Genomic DNA, 17,005 nt, shown 5'->3' on the forward strand with positions numbered 1-17,005 from the left:
TCTCACCGCCGCGGCACGGCCAGCGCCAGCGCGATGGTCAGGGGCAGGGCGACGGCGAAGGCCGAGCCCGGCAGCGCGCCGAAGAAAGCCCAGGCCAGCGCGATGGTCACGCTCGCCGCGGCGATGGCGAGCCCGAGAACGATCAGGAACTGTTTCAGCGGCATCGGATCCTCCTGCCTCCCAGATGGGGCAGGGCGCCGCATCCTGCCAGGGGCCAAGCGCCGCATCTTGTAAATGTTCCGGTAATGTTCCATGTTTCGCGGCATGGAGAACAGCATGCGCAGACATGACATCGCGCCGGGACGGCGCCGCGGCCGCGGGGCGGCCACGAATGACACGCCGCGTTTCGAGACGCTGGCGCATGTGCCCTTCAATGACGGCTGGGACATCCCCGAGGATCTGCCCTTCCTGCGGACCCATGTTGTGCATGAGGACGCGCGCAAGATCCTCACCCGCAACCGCTCGCCCGATATCGGCTTCGACCGCTCGGTCAATCCCTATCGCGGCTGCGAGCATGTTATGCATACTGACCCATAAGCTGACGGTCACCTTGTTCTCAAAGGGATAGTCCCGCCGACGTCGGGTTGCTCGAAATTTATTGTACTATTGGAAAAAATGTCCATTTGAGAGAAGAAACCATTGACTAAAGGAATTTTATTATTTCAGAATGACAGCATCTTTGGGCGCGGTCAGGATGCGGCATGAACAAGTCAATTTCTGTCTTTTTAGCTCCTGACGGGGTGGGCAGCATGAGTGCTGGGCATCCCGCGATTTGGGTTGACGGCACGCTTGATGAGCCGGCTTGCCAGTGGCTCAACATGCAGGTTGTCCCGAATTCGCGCTCGCGGAACACTTGGGAGGCTGCCGCCCGCGCCCTGGTCAACTGGCTCGAGTGGTGTGATGCGCTGAATCTGGATTGGCGCGACGCGACGCGCGATGACCTGGCGGGGTATCGAGACGCCTACTTGGGCGCGATCTCGCCGCATACAGGCGAGCGATATTCGCCAGGGACGGTTCGCACTAGGCTCGCCTTCATCTTTTCGTACTTCGACTATTCTTTTGGCCAAGGATGGATGCTCGAGCCTCTGGTGGCGGAGCGCGTTGGCAGCTTGTCGCGGCAGGCTCCGATCGATGAGGATGCGCTGGCGCACACGCGAAAGGGGAGTTCTTCGCTGGGGCGGCCGAATGGCTTGATGCCGAAAGGGTCTGCCGACAAGGTGCGTGTCCTGTCGCGCAGGCAACTTGATCTTTTGCTGGCGTGGGTTGGGCCACGGCCGTCCGAGCGGACAGCCGACAGTCCCGGGCTGGCCCGTGACCGCATCGTTTTCGATCTCGGCTGGGCTGTTGGCCTCCGGATGAGCGAAAAGCTCGGCCTGACGATATATCCCTTCCTGGCCATGACGCCGGACGGGTCTCAGCCGCACCACAAGGTGCAGGTGCTGGGCAAAGGGGGCAGGATACGTCAGGTTGACGTCCCCGTGTGGCTGGTCGAGGACATCCAGGCATATATTGAAGGAGAGCGAAAGGACGACCTGCGCCGACGGGGGAGAACCGCGCGCGAGGCCCAGCTGCTGCTCAACGCATCGACCTCGTCGGCCAGGGCTGGATTCCCCATGACTAAAGGCGGCGTTGAGAAGCTCATGCACCGAGCGTGCTGCGGCGCCATGCTCGTGGAAAAGCGGCGGAAGATCAATCCGGAGACCGGCGAGGAGAGTGCTGAGGCTGCCGCGATGTTCAGCGACCACTGCCTGCGGCACACCTACGCGGTGATGACCTGGCATGCGCTGCGGGCGGCAGGACACGATGAGTCCTATCGCTGGAAATACATCCAGCACCAGCTCGGTCACCTCAAGCTTGCGACGACCATGGAGATTTACCTCAAGCATGTCAGTGTCTGGGCGAGCCCCGGAAAGGGGATGCAGCTGAAGGGGCTATCGTAGTGGCGCAGCGCGGGAAGACGAGTCCGGTTGCCTCAGTACTCGCGCAGGCGCAGGCCCGCGCAGGGTTGGGCATCGACGACACTGCGACGGATCTGCCCGCGGTCCGCGAGCTGCTGCATGCGCGGATCGACCGCTCGGCCGATCCTGAGTCAGGGGCGTCGCGACTGAGGGTGGTCATCCCCGGCGGGAAGTCGCCGGAAATCTATTGCTTCACGGTCTTCCTGCGCCATCCCGACCTCGCGGAGCTGATTGCCGAGGGGTTCCGTGGATGGGCCATTGGGGTTGCGGCGACTTCCCGATCTGACACTCATGGGAATCTCCTCCGTGGCCTTGGCGCCTTTCTTGCGACCTGCACCGCCGCTGTGACGCCGGAGGCAATCGATGAGGCTTTCTGGACAGGATTCCTGCGCTTTCTGGATGCGCCGAAATCCTCGGGACAGCCTTGGGCGCCCTCGACACGGTCCTATGCGCTTGGTGCGGTGAAGGCCTGCCTCCATGCGCTGGAGGATCACCCAGATCGGGCAGAACCGGCGAAGCGGCTGATCTATCACTCGGGGATGCCGAAAAATCCCTGGTCGGGGCGGTCGCGCAAGACAGTCCCCACCGAAATCATCCTCCCGCAGGAGGTCAACCGGATCATAACGGCCTGTCTCGCAGCGGTCAGAGGCATCGAGGCGCGGCTCGATCGCAACGCGGATCTGCTGGCCATCGGCCGGAGCGAGCTGGAGGAGGCGCGCCTTGCGGGAATTGCCCCGGATCACAGCCGGATCCCGGTCTGCGCCGCGCGCATCGAAGAGGCTTTCCCCGACCGCCTGGCCACACTGGACGACCTGCATCGCCTCGATCCGGACCTCGGCCGTAAAGTGGAGTTCCTGCACGGAATGACCGCCATCCGCGAGACGCTTTACAACAGCGCGGACGATCTGGTGCCGTTCATCCTGCTGCTCGCATTCAAGACGGTGTTCAATCCCGATACCTTGCTCTCGCTCGATTGGGACTCGATCACCCCGAGCCACGAGGAAGACGTGGTGATTTTCCACGGGCAGAAGCCCCGATCGTCGCGGACGCAGACCAGCACCCATGACGAGACGGAGGACGTCGTCAGCTGTCGGCTGCCGGACGAAGCCGGGGTGCCGCTGGGGCTGGGGAACCTTCTCGACATCCTCGATCGCCTCACCGCCCGCACCCGGGCCATCGTCGCAGACCCCGGGCACAGCCGTCGCCTCTTCGTCGCCGCGCCGATCCAGGGCGGGTCCGCCGCCAAGGCGTTTCAGCACCCAATGGGACCGTCCGTCGACACGATGTGGAAAGGGGCGCTGGGGCGTTTCATTGCCGCGCACGGCCTCACCCCCTTCTCGCTGAAGATGATTCGGGCCACCGGCGGCGATGAGACCCGGCGCAGGTACGGCCTGTTCGCGCAGGCGGAGCAGATGGGGCATCAAAGCCCGCAGACAACCCGGACCTTCTACACCTCCGACTGGGTGCGGAAGGAAGGCCAGGACCGGATCGGCGAGACCCAGGTTCTCTACCATCGCATGGCCGAAACCCGGGGCGTGATCGACCCCCGTGGCCTCGGCGCGAATGGCCGTCAGGCCGCGGCGACCCCGGGCTTCCTCTGCCTCGATCCCTTTCACAGCCCGCGGCCGGGACAGCGCTCCGGCGCGCTCTGCACCGCCTATGGCGAGTGCCCGTCCTGCCCGCTGATGGCGGCCGATCTGGCCAGCGATGAGCCGGTGGCGCGGCATCTCTCTCTGCGCGCGGCGATCATCGCGGCCAGCATGGGACGGGTGTCGGCCGAACAATGGCGGCAGAAATGGCAGCCGGTCCTGGCGGACCTCGACGCGCTCCTCGCGCATGTCCCGCAGCCGGTGATGGACGCCGCCCGCCGGCTGCGGATCACCCTGCCGATCGTAAGCTGACCCATGAAGCCTGTCCGCAGCGCCATCCCCGGAACCGGGACCACCGACGCCATTCTGGAGGCCAGCGCCGCGCTCCCGTTGCATCTGCTGCCCCGCGACATGTTGCCCGAAAGGCAGGTTTCCAGCCGCAGCCGCTGGGGGGACCGGCGGTGGAACTTCGACAACACGACGCGGGGCGTGAAACGGAGCCAGAGCGGCATCTCCTGGGACCTCGATCTGCCTGATGGATCGAACCTGTGCGACCCGGGGAACGCCGATCTGCTCGACTGGCTGCGGCGCCTGGTCTGGTCGGCCTTCGCGGCGCCGGGCGACGGGGCGGGCCGGCTGAAGCCGGGAAGCCTCGGCCCCCTTGGCTCCGGGCTGCGCGCGGTCGTGCCCTGGTGCGTGGATCGCGGCGTGCTCTGGCCGTCCCGGATGACGCGACCGTTGATCGAAGAATATGTCGACGAGTTGCGGACCCTGGCGGAAGAGGAGGGCGATGACGGGGCGTTGACCGAATCCGTGGCCTGCAAGCGTCTGAACATCTTCGGCCTCGTCTGGCGCCAGCGTCATGCGCTGGAGCGGGCGGGCATCGCGCCGATGCCGGAGGCGCCGTTCGGCCGGCGTGGCGTGATTGCCGTGTTCAGGGAGATCGGCGCGATCGCGGCGGGGTCCTACCGGCCGGTGCCGAATGAAGTCGGTCTGCCCATTTTGAATACGGCAATGCGGATGCTGGGCACCCCGGCCGAGGACGTTCTCCGGCTTCAGGCGCTTTGCGCGCAAGCCTTCGCCTCGGCAGAGGTGGAGGGTCTGAGTGCTCATACAATCCGAAATAACGGCAAAAAGCTCCAGCGCGCGGCAGCCGAGGCGTTCCGGTTCTCGGAACCGGATGGCGCGCCCTGGCATCCGCCTCTGGATCCGGCGGCCTGGGACCAAAACATGCGCGCCGGCATGACGCGGGCGCTTGCACGCTATCTCGACGCCTGCGACGCCCTGCCGTCGATTCCCGTCGGGGGACACAAGCACGTCGATACCCGGAAGATCGCACTGGCGATGGGCTGTCCGCCGGGACATGAAGTCTTCCTGTCCTCCTCTCCGGAACTGCATGCGCTCCTGGACGAGCGCGCGCGGCGCGAGGGGCTTTCCTGCCCGTTCGTCGGCCCGATGGACGCGCTCCTTCGGCTGGTCAAGATGATCGCATCGGCGGCGCATGTCGTGATCCAGGCCAGCGTGGGCTTCCGGATCAGCGAGGTCTGCGGGTTGCAGGCCGGGGTCGATCCCGGGACCGGACTGCCGTCCTGCGTGCAGGTCCGGGACTCGGTGACCGGGCTCGCCGAGGTCTTCATCGTCCGGACCGATCTCTCGAAGACGGAGGAGACGCCGCGCGAGGCGGAATGGACGATCGGATACCGGCCGAAAGGGTCCGGCCAGCTGCCGCCGGCGGTGACTGCGATCCTGGTCGTCGATCGGCTCCTCGCGCCCTACCGGCAGATGCTCGGCGTCAATGATCTGTTCGTCAACCTTTCCGCGAGACGCGGCCTGCCGAAGGCCGAGAACGGCGTCAGCCGCGTCACAAGTGAGTACCTCGTGGACAACATGCGGACATTCGTGGCCAGCCGGGTGGACCTGACCGGCCTGCCGGACGAGGCGGCGCGAAAGACGATGGACCGGGAATTGGTTCCCTGGCGGGAAAGCCATGGCCGCATCCTGAAGAGCCACCAGTGGCGCAAGAGCTTCGCCCATTTCGCCTATATGACGGACCCGTCGATGCTGCCGGTCCTGCAGGCCCATTACCATCACGTGTCGATCGCGATGACCGATGGCGGGTATCTGAGCCACGTTCTCCAGCTCGACGACATGAACGACGTGAAGCGCCAGAAACTGGCCGCGGCTACGCTGGAGATCGCACGGGGCGGTGTCGCTCTCGCAGGGCGCAACGGTGACTGGCTTGAAGAGAAAATCCGGGAGGACCTCGGGCCGGAGATCGCGGGCGCATCGACGGAAGAGGCGTACCGCTCCGCCTTCGCCTATGTCGAGGAGGCCGGGCTGAACCGGATGTTCTTCGAGCCCTACGGCATCTGCGGGGCGCGCAGCGCCTCGGAAATGGCGTGCCACACCGAAGCCGGGACCGCCGAGCTTGCGCGGTGGCGCCCGGACCTGATCCCGAACTACGCGACGCGGACGCCGGGCCTCTGCGCCGGCTGCGCGTCCTTCGCCATTGCGCGCTGGCACCTGCCGTTCTGGGAAGACCGCTATGTCGAGAGCCAGGTCGCGCTGCGCGACCCCGGAGCTTTCGAAGAGCACACAGTCTATGGTGAAATCATGAACGCCCGTGCCCGTCAGGCCGCTGCGCTGTGCCGCAAGCTCGGCTCGGACATCGCTGCCCTCGACGCGCGGGTCGACCTTCAGATGCAGGAGATGCGCGATGCCTCGTCACCGGCGCAGCAGTGATCCATCCATCATCGAGCGCGACATCCTCGACGCGCTCGCCCGCCTCGAAGCCGGGAAGCCGCGGCACCCCGATCTTGCCGACCGGCTCAGGCGCGGCAAGCCGGTCAAGGTCAACATCGCCAATGTCGCCAAGGAGGCGGGACGCTCCCGCACGCTGATCGGCATGGAGAATTGTGCCTTCCCCGCCTTACGCAACCGTGTCCTTGCAGCGGCAGGGCAGGAGGGTGTCGAGCCTGGCAACCTGAACGATGTCATCAAGCGGCTGCGCGCCGAGAATGCCGAACTGAAGGCGGAGCGCGACGACGCCCGGAAGCACGCAGCCTGGCACCTCCTGGAACGCCAGAAGGCGGAGAAGGAGTTGCTTCGATGCAAGGCGCATCTGGAGCGTCTGCGAACGAAAAGGGACGCCGCCGGCACGGTGGTGGCTCTCCGCCCGGAGGAATGACTGCTGCCGGAGATCCCGGACACGATCGCAAGGGAGGCCAGCCATGGCGAGAAAGACCAATGCCGAGATTGCGCGGGACGCGGAGAACCGGGTTCGCGACCTGATCGCGTCCTGCGAGGCGGGCGGCACGACCCTTCCGACCAGGAAGGGCGCGCTCTGGCATGCCGAGATCAAGCGCCTGGCGGGGCTGAGCAACGGCCAGATCGACGGCAATGCCGCGATCCGCGCCCTGCTCCTGGACCATGCCGGGAGGCACGGCATCGCCTTCAGCCGGCGCGGGGCCGTTGCGCCCGAAGAAGATGTGCCGCCCGCCCGTGTCGACACGGCCGAAATGGTCCCGGCCGCGCGGCTGCTGGAGGTGCAGCGACAGCTGGCGCAGGCCGAACGGCGACTGGCCGAGATGCGCGCCGAGATCGCGAGCCTCCGGGCGCAGATCCTGCGGGGCGACGACGTGGCCGAACTGATCGCCCTGGGGGGCCGGTTCGCGCCGCCGGGGCAGCGGTGACGCAGCTCGCACCGGCGAGCCTGCCTCGCGAGACCAGCCTGCTGGCCGGATATATCGCCCGCGAGAAGGCATTCCGGGGCATCGGGCCACGCAGGGCCGCGGCCCTGGCAGTCGCGTTCGGAGACGGGCTCGGGGACGCGATCCTCGCGCTGGACGAGCGTGTTGTCGAAATCGTCGGAGAGGAGCCCGCGATCGCCGCCGCGGCCGCCCTGGAGGTGCGGCAGGTAGAGGCGGAACTGCTGGACTGGCTGCATCGGATCGGCGCCGGCATGCCGCTCGCCGTGGCGATCCGGCTGGCCCTCCGTCGACGCCATAGCCCGGGCGGTCGGGATCGGGGCCGACGACCCCCGCCGCGACATTGCGGCGATGGAAGCTGTGCTGACCGGCGCCGCCTGCCTTGGGCGCGGCTCCACCCGGCTGGGCGCAAGCACCGCCCTGCGCGCGGCTGAACGGCTGCTGGGGCGCAGGGCGATGGCGGGGCTGGCAGAGGCGGCCGTCACCTCCGGCGGCGCTGTCCGGCTTGCCGGTGCGCTGCAGCCGCCCGGTACCGCGCATATGGAAGCCGAATGCGCCATCAAGCTTTCGCGCCTCGCAACCGTGCCGCCGATGACCGGCATCACGCCTGACAGGGCGCTGGACTCGCTGCTTGCCTACTGCGACGCGGCCCGGCACTTTGTCCTGACGGAGGCGCAGCGTCAGGCAATACGGATGGCCCACCGGCATCGCCTGATGGTTCTGGCGGGATATGCGGGGTCCGGCAAGACCACCGTGCTGCGCGGCATCTGCGAGACGCTGGAAGCGGTCGGGCGCACCCCGCTCATCGTGACGCTCTCGGGACGCGCCGCACAGCGCGCCGCAGAGACGACGGGCCGCCGGGCGATCACGGTCGCCCGCTTTCTTCTCGAGCAGGAACAGGCCAAAGGCCCGCTCGATGCGGGCATCGCGCTCATCGCCGACGAGGCCTCTATGCTGGGGCTGGTGGAAATCTGGCGTCTGCTGCGACGGCTCGGGGGGGCATCGCTCCTCCTCTGCGGCGACCCCGCACAGCTGCCCCCGGTCAGCCCCGGGGTCGTGTTCCACCTGCTCGCAACGGACCGCGGCGTGGCGCGCGTCATCCTCGACCGGGTCCATCGCCAGGACGAAAGGACCGGCATTCCGGCCCTTGCCGAGGGCGTGCGTCATGGGGAGATCGCGGAGCTTCCCGGCTTTGCCGGGGCCGAACCTGGCGTGACCTTCACACCCTGCAGCCCGGACCGGCTGACCGCCGAACTCCACGCCATCGGCCGGGCCCTCGCCGGCGCGGGCACCGATCGTGACGACATCCAGATCGTGGCCCCCACGAACCGCGAGATCGCGACGATCAACGGCTATTTCCACGGCATCGCCCTGCGGCGCGGTGCGAGGCCCTTGCCGGAGAGCGGACATGTTGCCGAGGGCGAGCCGGTGATCTGGACCCGGAACGACGCCGGGCGCGGGCTGACGAATGGCTCCATGGGCCGGGTCCTGCGGATCGGTCCCGCCTGCATCACGGCGATGCTCGACGGGGTGCTGCACGAGCTCCCGCCCGCCGACGGGCCGTGTCTGCAGCTGGCCTATGCGGTGTCCGTCCACAAGGCGCAGGGCAGCCAGTGGCGCCGGGTGATAGTTCCGGTGTTCGCAAGCCGGATCCTCGACCGCTCGCTGATCTACACCGCGCTGACCCGCGCCGAGGAGCAGGTGATCTTCCTCGGGGATCGCAGCGCCCTCGACCAGGCGGTTCATCGTGCCTCCGTCGTGGCGCGGCGGGACGTCGGCTTCGGCGACTGGCTGTCCCTTGCTAGGGCACATATTGCATCAGGAGCGGCTTGTAGTGGCGCCGGCAGACGACAGCCCCAAGATGCGGCGCCGCCGTGATGGCGGAATGCTGACGCGGTCCCGCTGCCCGATCGGATCCCGCCCTTATGGCCTCGGCGGGCATTCCTTCGGCTTTCCATGCCATGCGGAGGCCTCCGGGCTAGGGTAGTGAGGGGTTGACGGCGGCAGGCCCGGCTCGGCCTGCGACCTCTGCCACCGTGTCTGCGACACGCCGCCATCGCCAGCATCCGCCGGGTCTGCCGCCGTCAATCGCCACACCCTGGCACCATCCCTCAGGTACCGCGCAGCGCCAGGTTCCGGCGGCGATTGCCAGTCTCCGGAAAGAATTCTAGACCTATGTCTTGGCGAGGATGCAGGCCGCGTCCATGCCCCTGTTATCGGGCGTGCCGCCTTCGGACGCCCTGCATGTCACCGCCAGGTGCGGCGCGCCCGGCATCAGTCTGCGCCTGGAGGTCGGCAAGACCTTCGCGCAGGTCGAGCTGAGACTGGACCACGCGGACCGCTCCCGAAACGGCGAAGTTTTCCAGCACCTGCATGCCTGCCGCGCGGAGGTCGAGGCTGCCTTCGGCGCGCAGCTGAACTGGCCTGCAAGAAAGGCTTCGACAGTAGCGATCGCCAGAACTGAGATGGCATGAACCAGCTCAGGGTCCACGACCATACAGGAGGAACCATCCATAGCGATGGCGGGTAAATGTCGGACAGGCGCTTTTTCCGGCTGCTCGCCGGCCAGCCTCGATCCCTGGCTGCCATTCGTCAAGGCGTGAGGAGTGAATGGTAGCAGCTATCTCCTGCGATAGACATTGCAGCCCGCTTCCTTATGGTTGAAGTTTGTACTTGGCCAACGGGGGAAATCTGACCTAAGTAACTCAAATCTATATGTCTGAATCGCAGGAAAAAGCTGGGCGGAAGAATTGCCCAAGGGAGAATTTGTGGCCTCCGATATTCTGATACGCTTCCTAGGTGCCGGTCTCATTAACGTAGGTGGTGACGACGCGAAGCTTGACCGGCTAAAGGAAACAGTGGGTGACCTCGCGGTCACCCTTAAGAAAATGCCGTTCAAGGCCTCTGCTTTCGCCCTCATAGCCTTTGACCCAGAGGCTCCAGAAGATGACCCGATCATCAAGGAAGCCGCCGAAGCACTCCAGAAACGCTGGGCCACCTACGTCAACACCTTCTCGGGAACGCCGGTCGCCGTGATCCGGGCGATACTGCTCGACGCTCTTGTCCACGCAGCGGCCGAGGACGACAAGATTGGTGTCGCCTTCGTGACCTCTGCCCGCAATGCCTTGCCGTTCATGGAGGCCGGCAACGAGCGCGGGATTTGGATCGATGTGGTCGCGGATATCGAACGGAGCGTCGACGCGCGAGCCGAAGCAGAATGGGCAATGCCATCTTCGATCACTGCGCCTGCCCTGTCCTTCGAGGCTCCTAAAGCTGTCTCCGTGGTAGCGCCGATTGAAAAAGTCGATAGAGAGGCGCTCAAAACGCACGTTTTGGCGGCTGCCGGTCCCAGCAATGGCCGAGGGCAACCGACCGAAGGTAACCCTCACTGGCCCAACAGTAACCAGAATTGGAGCCAGGAGTTCAGTACACGCTTGGCCGACGCCATCGCCGACGTGGTGGATGCGGCCGGGGAGGAGGCGAATGTCGAACCCATCGACCTCTCCGACCCCTTGAAGAGCCTTGCTCAAGCCGTGACGGAGCATGTTGCCGAAACATTGCAAGCGGTAACCAGCGCCACAGCTGGTCTTCAGCGACGTACGAACCTGATCTGGTGGAAGGAAAGCCTTTTTTCACCAAGCGCTCGCGTGAGCTATCGCGAGCTGCCGACATCGACCGCGGCAGTTTTGATGGCATTCGATCTGCATCAGCAGGTTCCAACTTTCTCCCCGGCTAGCGTCTCCGCCTTTCTTCATGAGGCGGTTCTGAGCATTCCCTCCCTCGATCCCGCCGCAGGGCGACCAATCCTTGGCTTTTTGGAGGAGGCCATGGTCTCTCCGGAGCTCGCGCCGTTGCGGGAAGCTGCGGCGCAGCTCGTTCACGACTTGGCAGGCCGTGGGCCGGTATTGACACTTCTCGGACACGGCTCCGGCCGCTCGACTCTCGATGAAGATGGATTTCGTGCGCGCGTCGGTGTTCCGGCACCGACGCCGCTGACCGTGCCTCAATGGGCGACTTGGATCTTCAGAGAGTTGCAGGCCGCTCGTGCAACACAAATGGGGGCAGGGGCCAAGAAGCGAGGAAGTGAATCCTGATGACCGCGTGCTCCCGACCTACGTGCTTCGCGCCCGAAAGCACTTGCGACCTGGGCTTCTTGGATCGCGCCAAATGCTCAGAGTGGAAGCGCCCGGACGAGGCAGCGGCAGCGCAGGATGGATCGGAGACCGACGAACTTCTGCTCCCTTGGTCGGGAAGCGCCATAGGTCTCGTTGACCTCGCCTTCATCGCCGGGCGAACAAAGCCGTTGGTCGTCGGCATCGTAGGGGCGCAGAATGCGGGGAAGACCACCTTGCTGGCCGCCTGGTACCTGCTCGTCGGCCGCGGTCTGACCGGATCCGACGAGCGACGCTTTGCGGGCTCTTACTCGCTCGCCGGGTGGGAAGCCGTGGCAAGTGCGCTACGTTGGAGACCCGGGCAGCAGCCCAACTTTCCACCGCACACGTCTAGCCGCAGCGGCCGAGCGCCTGGCCTCCTCCACCTCGCGTTCAGGACCGCGAACGGCGAGGTTCGCGGACATACATTCACCGACGCTCCCGGCGAGTGGTTCCAGAAATGGGCAGTAAACCGCGAGGCTGTCGAAGGCGAAGGTGCTCGATGGGTCGCGGAGCACGCCGACGTCTTCTTGCTAGTCGCGGATCGCGAAGCGCTTTCTGGCCCAAACAAGGGGTCGGCCCGAGGTTCACTTCAAATTTTGGCGCGCCGTTTGGTTGCCGAACGCGCAGGGCGTCCGGTGGCGCTCGTCTGGACCAAGTCGGACGTCGCAGTGGCGCCCGAGATGGAGAAGGCGGTCCGCGATGCCGTGCTTGGCCCTATGCCGGACGCTCATGAGTTCTCGGTGAGCATCACAGCCAGCGGGGACGACGCCACCGACACGGGTCAAGGTCTTCTCGAGCTCCTCAACTGGACGCTCGAGATTCGGCGCGAGCGCGTGTCCCTGCCGCCCGTCGAGGCTGCAAGTCCTGACCCACTCTTCATGTTCGGGGCGAGGTGATCATGAGCGCCAGCGACAGATCTATCCTGCTCATCGGCGAGTCGGGTGTCGGCAAGACCCACTACGGTGCACAGCTCCTGAAGCGACTGATGAAAGGCGACGGCCAGCTGCGGATGGACGGTGCAGCCACCAACCTGGAGCCGTTCGAGGCCGCAATGGAGAGCCTGAACGAAGGCATGGCGGCCGGCCACACGCCCACCACCACCTATGTCGACAGCATCTGGCCGATCGTGGACGTCAACGGACGCAAGGCGGAGCTCGTCTGGCCCGACTACGGCGGCGAGCAGATCAAGACCATATCGTCGACGCGCCGCATACCTGCGGCTTGGCAAGCGCGCGTCGTCGGCGCACCTGCTTGGCTTCTGTTGGTCCGCCTGCAGCAAACGCGTGTGAGCGAGGACATCTTCTCGCGCCCGCTGAGCACGCTGAAAGGCACCGGAGTTGAAAATCGCGAGGTTCAGATTTCGGACCAGTCTCGGCTGATCGAATTGCTCCAGATGCTCCTCTACATTCGGGGCGCGATTAGCACGAAGCCGTTGGAGAGCCCCCGTCTCTGTGTTCTCCTGAGTTGCTGGGACGAGTTAGGCACCGATGATCAGCCCGCCGTGGTCCTAAACCAACGGCTCCCCATGTTTTCGAGCTTCGTGAATAGCTTATGGAGCGAACCGAGCGTGCTCGGCCTATCCGCGCTGGAGCGGCCACTGAATCCCCGTGATCCGGATATAGAATACGCGGCGCGCGGTCCCGAGCAATTCGGCTACGTCGTTCTTCCGGGCGGCCAGCGTTCCACGGACCTCACGTCACCGATCCAGCGCCTCTTAGCCGACACACTTTGAGGCAGAGGGTCGCTATCTATGAAAGTTGAGCAGGCGATATACGGTGAGGTACGCGGCGGGCATGCTTTGCGGCTGGCCAGCGATCTCAGCCGCCTTCCCGCCGAGCTGGCATCGCGCCTCGACCTGCCCGACACAGCGCCTCCGGGGGTGGAGTGGTCGCACTTCATTAGCGGCTTCCCGCACCGCGACCGCTACGTCCTTGCCCGCACCTTCGCCGACCCGGCGGCATCTCGGGCCGGAATGGTCCTGTCTCATGCTATCATCGCTCCACTCGGGGAAGTGGCAACGACGGCTGACCTGCGGCCGCTTATCAGGCTTCTGATCACGGCGCCCGAGCCGCCCGATGCGCTTCAAGCGTGCGACATGACGAAGTCCACCCTCGCGGCGCCTACGGCCATGGACTTGATACCGGCAGCTGAGGTCCTGACTAGCAGGGGAACTGGGCCCGTGGTGCGAATCGGCGTTCAAGGGTTTGAAAACTTAGTGGTCGCCTTGTGGTTCCACCTCTGGCCTGAACTCCGTGCCAGGTTCGCGTTTCGGCTGAGCTTCGGTCCGTATGATGTGGTCGATGCGCCCCAGCCGTCGCTCGTCTGCACACCCAAAGTATTGACGGCCCGCTGGATGGGTCATCGTATCATCGGGACCTCTGGTTCGGCACCTGTCTCGCGCGCGGCTGCGATCCTAAGCGGAAGCGCGGAGGCCGAGCCTATCCTCGCTTTCGCTCGGGAGATCGGGGCGCGGCTGGACCGTTTCGCCGACTTACCCTTGCTAGAACGCGCCTTTGAGCTCGGCTCCTCGTCGAGCCCGAGCTTCGACGACTGCGTAGCCGTCCTTCGGCTCGTAGAGCGCCTGTCGCCCGATCCCGCCATGGGTACGGCAGGCAAGGCAGAGCTGATCGGGCGGCTCGCCTCGAGACTGCACGGCGCCACGGCGGCGGACATCCTCCTGCTCAGAAACCTGAGCACAACAGGACTCCCGACGGCGAGCACGTTATGGGCCGGCCTCGAATCCTGGACGGGCGCAAACAAGTTCCTACAATCTGATGACCCGGCCATGCTGTCCGCGATCGACGACGCCCTTTCGGCCACGACCGCGGTCGTGCCTTGGCGCAGGGCGGTCCTCGCGGGAGTCGCTGCTGCCTCGCGCTCGACTTCGCCTGCGTTTTCGGCAGCGTTCTGGCGTTGGGCTGAGATTCGACCTGCTACACTGAAAACGCTGGCCGACCATCTCCATCAGGATGGGGGTTTAGAGGCTCGCCTGTCTGACGCCGTACCTCGCAAGATCGGTCTCGACGCCGGCAAAGCGGTTGCGGGCATTGCGCTCACGAAGGGATGGCTTCTCCTACACGGGGCTGCTGCCGGTGCGAGCCTCTCGCCAAGCGAGGCAATCCGTCAACAGCTCTCAGTTGATACCGATCCTGACAACCTTGACGGGCTCAGAGCCTCGTTGCGGCCCGCTACGCCGCCACAGGCGCTCGCGATCGCGCTCGAAACGGCTGAGCCGCGCATCCTGCACATCGCGGCTGAGGCGGTCGCGCGAAAACCTCAGCTCCTGAAAGATATCGATTTCAGCACCCTGCCGGCGCAGCAGCTGTGGGCTCAGGCCCTTACCGCCAACGCCGAAGCGTGGCGGGGGCCAGCTGACCCGCAGCGCTCCTTTATTTCGATTATTGAAAAGCACCTCGACGGGGGTGCCGTTGATCCAGAGTTGATCACCGCACTCGCCGAGAGCCCCTTGGCCGACCTGAGCGACTATGCCCGTCGCGCCGAGGTCTGGCCGCGGCTCGCGGATCCCACCCGGACCAACCTCCTGAAAGCAACAGCCGGTGGCTGGCTCGATCTTGCCTCGGCGGGTGACGTCGCCTACGCACCGGACCCGCAGCTTGAAGCCGCAATCCTCGCAGGTGATCGCTTGGACATCACACTGCAGGCGCTGGCGCCGATCGGCGTCGGTACCGTCGTCCGGATCGCCTCCGCCCTGCCCGGGATCGACGAGCACCGCTTCCTCCGCTGGCTGGCGATCTGGGCGGCGGCACGGGGATCGCTGCCGTCGGGTGATGCGGAGGTGCTCGGTCGCCTGATCCTTGATCGCCGCTGGCGCCGCACCGTGGATGAGCTTGTTCGCATCGCGCGCATGGGGCGCGACGACGTTAAGATGACGCTCCGGGTTTGCCATGACATGATAGGCATCTTCACGCAGTGGACGCTCGGGCTATCGGCGGTTTCCTACGAGGAGAAATGGACAATCTTCGAGGATCTTGCCACCGATCTCTACCCGACTGGTCCCAATCACAACGAAATCTGGGCTCGGGCCGGTGGACGAGACGCGGATCTGCAAAGCTCCGGTAGCGGACGGTCCCGGTGGCGGGATGCGATCGGGCAGATGAAGCAGGGCAGAGGACTTCGACCTGCTCAACTGCTCGATAAGATGCGGCAAGATTTTCCACTCAATGACCAAGTTCGCTATCTCGCTAGAGATCCCGACCTCAGAAACGATTACAGGTAATATGCTGCGAGTGCGAATATGAGCGACGATACCCGATCAAACCCAATCGAAAAGGCCGGCTTCTCGGGCGGGCACGCCTTGTTGGTGGCCGTCGCGTCCTACCCCAAGGTATCGTCATTGCCCACAGCTGTAATCAATGATGCACGCGAGGTGAGCGCCGTCCTGGCCTCTTCTGCGCATTGCGGCTACGACCCGAAGAACGTGACGACGCTACTGGACAGCGAAGCCACACTTGAAGCTATCCGTCGCGAACTCGGTGCGCTCGCAAACCGCGCCAAGCCTGACGATACGGTTATGATCTTTTTCTCTGGGCACGGTGCGCGCCTTGGCAATCCGAACGATCCTGAGAGTGCGTTGCTTCCGGTCGATTGCGATCCGGGCGACGTAACGGCAACCGTTCTGTTGGAGACTGAGTTCTCTTCTCTGCTAGCCGACATCAAGGTTCAACGCCTCGTCGTCTTTATTGACGCTTGTCATTCCGGTGGTGCTGGCAGCTTCAAGGCAGTCGGAAACATTGCTAGTCTTGGATTCAGCGAAAAGTCGTTGGACCGATTGGCGCAGGGGATCGGTCGCGTCCTGATCGCATCATCGCGAGCATCCGAAACCTCGCTTGTGCTCGCAGGCGCGAGCAACAGCCTCTTCACCGAACACCTCGTGGGCGCTTTGCGAGGGGCGGCTCGCACGCATGGCGACGGTTTGATCCGCATTTTCGAGATTTTCAACTACGTCGCCGAGAAGGTCCGTGGCGCAGTGCCGGGTCGGCAGCACCCGATCTTCAAGGCAAGCAATCTGGAAGACAACTTTCCAGTCGCGCTCGATCAAGGAGGAGCCAAGGGCATAGCCGCCGATCAGAACCCCGCCGTATCTGGCGGCATCTGGCGGGAGCTTGAGGAAATTCTGGTCGACCTGTACCCCGCAGGTCCTTTGGAGCAAGAAATCTGGGCGCGCGCCGGGGGTGATGTTTCCCGTCTTCGTCTAAGCGGCACGGGACGTGCCAGCTGGTTCGCAGCGATTCGAACTCTTCGACAGGGTGGTGGTGGTGCCCACATTAGTCAGGACACCCTAGTTCAAGCAGTTCTTCAGGATTATCCTCACCACCATGCGCTGACACAAATGTCGCAGCAAGGCTAACCTTTTGCGGCTACGCATAAAATTGGCAGGCGCACAGCGTCCACTCGCAGGTTGCGGCATGACTGGGTAAACTGGATGACGTCGGCGTTGGCTTACCGGATGGGTGGCGTAGGGGCGCGAAGAATGAACCCAATCTGAAGAGGATTCAGCGAAGAGGCTCGAGCGTGTCAATCGGCGTCCAAAGTTGACCCCCTGTCGGCGTCCAAAATTGACCCCTTCTGGCATCACG

The 17,005-nt window shown here is 64.9% G+C and carries 15 protein-coding genes; 14 read left to right on the forward strand and 1 reads right to left on the reverse strand.

Going from position 1 to position 17,005, the window contains the following annotated elements; translation table 11 throughout:
• Positions 1 to 2: 2 nt before the first annotated feature.
• The gene (locus FGX59_RS37630) at positions 3 to 164 is read right to left on the reverse strand and encodes a hypothetical protein (protein ID WP_171060714.1); all 162 of its coding nucleotides are present in this window, start codon (positions 162 to 164) and stop codon (positions 3 to 5) included.
• A 112-nt stretch (positions 165 to 276) separates the two neighbouring features.
• Between FGX59_RS37630 and FGX59_RS18775 the strand changes: the two genes are divergently transcribed.
• From FGX59_RS18775 to FGX59_RS18840, 14 genes are all read left to right on the forward strand, one after another.
• On the forward strand, positions 277 to 537 hold the full coding sequence (locus tag FGX59_RS18775; protein ID WP_138468668.1) for a hypothetical protein: 261 nt from the start codon (positions 277 to 279) through the stop codon (positions 535 to 537).
• A 164-nt stretch (positions 538 to 701) separates the two neighbouring features.
• Complete coding sequence (locus tag FGX59_RS18780) at positions 702 to 1,940, forward strand: tyrosine-type recombinase/integrase (protein WP_138468669.1); 1,239 nt, start codon at positions 702 to 704, stop codon at positions 1,938 to 1,940.
• A 65-nt stretch (positions 1,941 to 2,005) separates the two neighbouring features.
• Positions 2,006 to 3,859: a hypothetical protein gene (locus FGX59_RS18785; RefSeq protein ID WP_138468670.1), complete on the forward strand. Its 1,854-nt coding sequence runs from the start codon at positions 2,006 to 2,008 to the stop codon at positions 3,857 to 3,859.
• A gap of 3 nt (positions 3,860 to 3,862) precedes the next feature.
• Positions 3,863 to 6,289: a hypothetical protein gene (locus FGX59_RS18790; protein ID WP_138468671.1), complete on the forward strand. Its 2,427-nt coding sequence runs from the start codon at positions 3,863 to 3,865 to the stop codon at positions 6,287 to 6,289.
• Positions 6,264 to 6,734: a hypothetical protein gene (locus FGX59_RS18795; RefSeq protein WP_138468672.1), complete on the forward strand. Its 471-nt coding sequence runs from the start codon at positions 6,264 to 6,266 to the stop codon at positions 6,732 to 6,734. Before FGX59_RS18790 ends, FGX59_RS18795 begins: the two co-directional genes overlap by 26 nt.
• A 43-nt stretch (positions 6,735 to 6,777) precedes the next feature.
• Positions 6,778 to 7,239: a hypothetical protein gene (locus FGX59_RS18800; protein WP_138468673.1), complete on the forward strand. Its 462-nt coding sequence runs from the start codon at positions 6,778 to 6,780 to the stop codon at positions 7,237 to 7,239.
• The gene (locus tag FGX59_RS18805) at positions 7,236 to 7,688 is read left to right on the forward strand and encodes a hypothetical protein (RefSeq protein WP_138468674.1); all 453 of its coding nucleotides are present in this window, start codon (positions 7,236 to 7,238) and stop codon (positions 7,686 to 7,688) included. The genes FGX59_RS18800 and FGX59_RS18805 overlap by 4 nt, the downstream gene beginning before the upstream one ends.
• Positions 7,606 to 9,132, forward strand: a complete 1,527-nt coding sequence (locus FGX59_RS18810; RefSeq protein WP_138468675.1) for an ATP-dependent RecD-like DNA helicase — start codon at positions 7,606 to 7,608, stop codon at positions 9,130 to 9,132. Before FGX59_RS18805 ends, FGX59_RS18810 begins: the two co-directional genes overlap by 83 nt.
• Before the next feature lie 311 nt (positions 9,133 to 9,443).
• Positions 9,444 to 9,728, forward strand: a complete 285-nt coding sequence (locus tag FGX59_RS18815; protein WP_255471607.1) for a DUF4268 domain-containing protein — start codon at positions 9,444 to 9,446, stop codon at positions 9,726 to 9,728.
• 294 nt (positions 9,729 to 10,022) lie between these two features.
• On the forward strand, positions 10,023 to 11,348 hold the full coding sequence (locus tag FGX59_RS18820; protein WP_138468677.1) for a GTPase-associated system all-helical protein GASH: 1,326 nt from the start codon (positions 10,023 to 10,025) through the stop codon (positions 11,346 to 11,348).
• On the forward strand, positions 11,348 to 12,304 hold the full coding sequence (locus tag FGX59_RS18825; protein WP_138468678.1) for a hypothetical protein: 957 nt from the start codon (positions 11,348 to 11,350) through the stop codon (positions 12,302 to 12,304). The genes FGX59_RS18820 and FGX59_RS18825 overlap by 1 nt, the downstream gene beginning before the upstream one ends.
• A 2-nt stretch (positions 12,305 to 12,306) precedes the next feature.
• Complete coding sequence (locus FGX59_RS18830; protein WP_138468679.1) at positions 12,307 to 13,140, forward strand: hypothetical protein; 834 nt, start codon at positions 12,307 to 12,309, stop codon at positions 13,138 to 13,140.
• Between the two features lie 18 nt (positions 13,141 to 13,158).
• On the forward strand, positions 13,159 to 15,645 hold the full coding sequence (locus tag FGX59_RS18835) for an effector-associated domain EAD1-containing protein (RefSeq protein WP_138468680.1): 2,487 nt from the start codon (positions 13,159 to 13,161) through the stop codon (positions 15,643 to 15,645).
• Between the two features lie 18 nt (positions 15,646 to 15,663).
• Complete coding sequence (locus tag FGX59_RS18840) at positions 15,664 to 16,776, forward strand: caspase family protein (protein ID WP_138468681.1); 1,113 nt, start codon at positions 15,664 to 15,666, stop codon at positions 16,774 to 16,776.
• The last annotated feature ends 229 nt before the right edge of the window (positions 16,777 to 17,005 follow it).

It is taken from the genome of Poseidonocella sp. HB161398, assembly GCF_005870025.1.
Lineage (GTDB): Bacteria > Pseudomonadota > Alphaproteobacteria > Rhodobacterales > Rhodobacteraceae > Mangrovicoccus.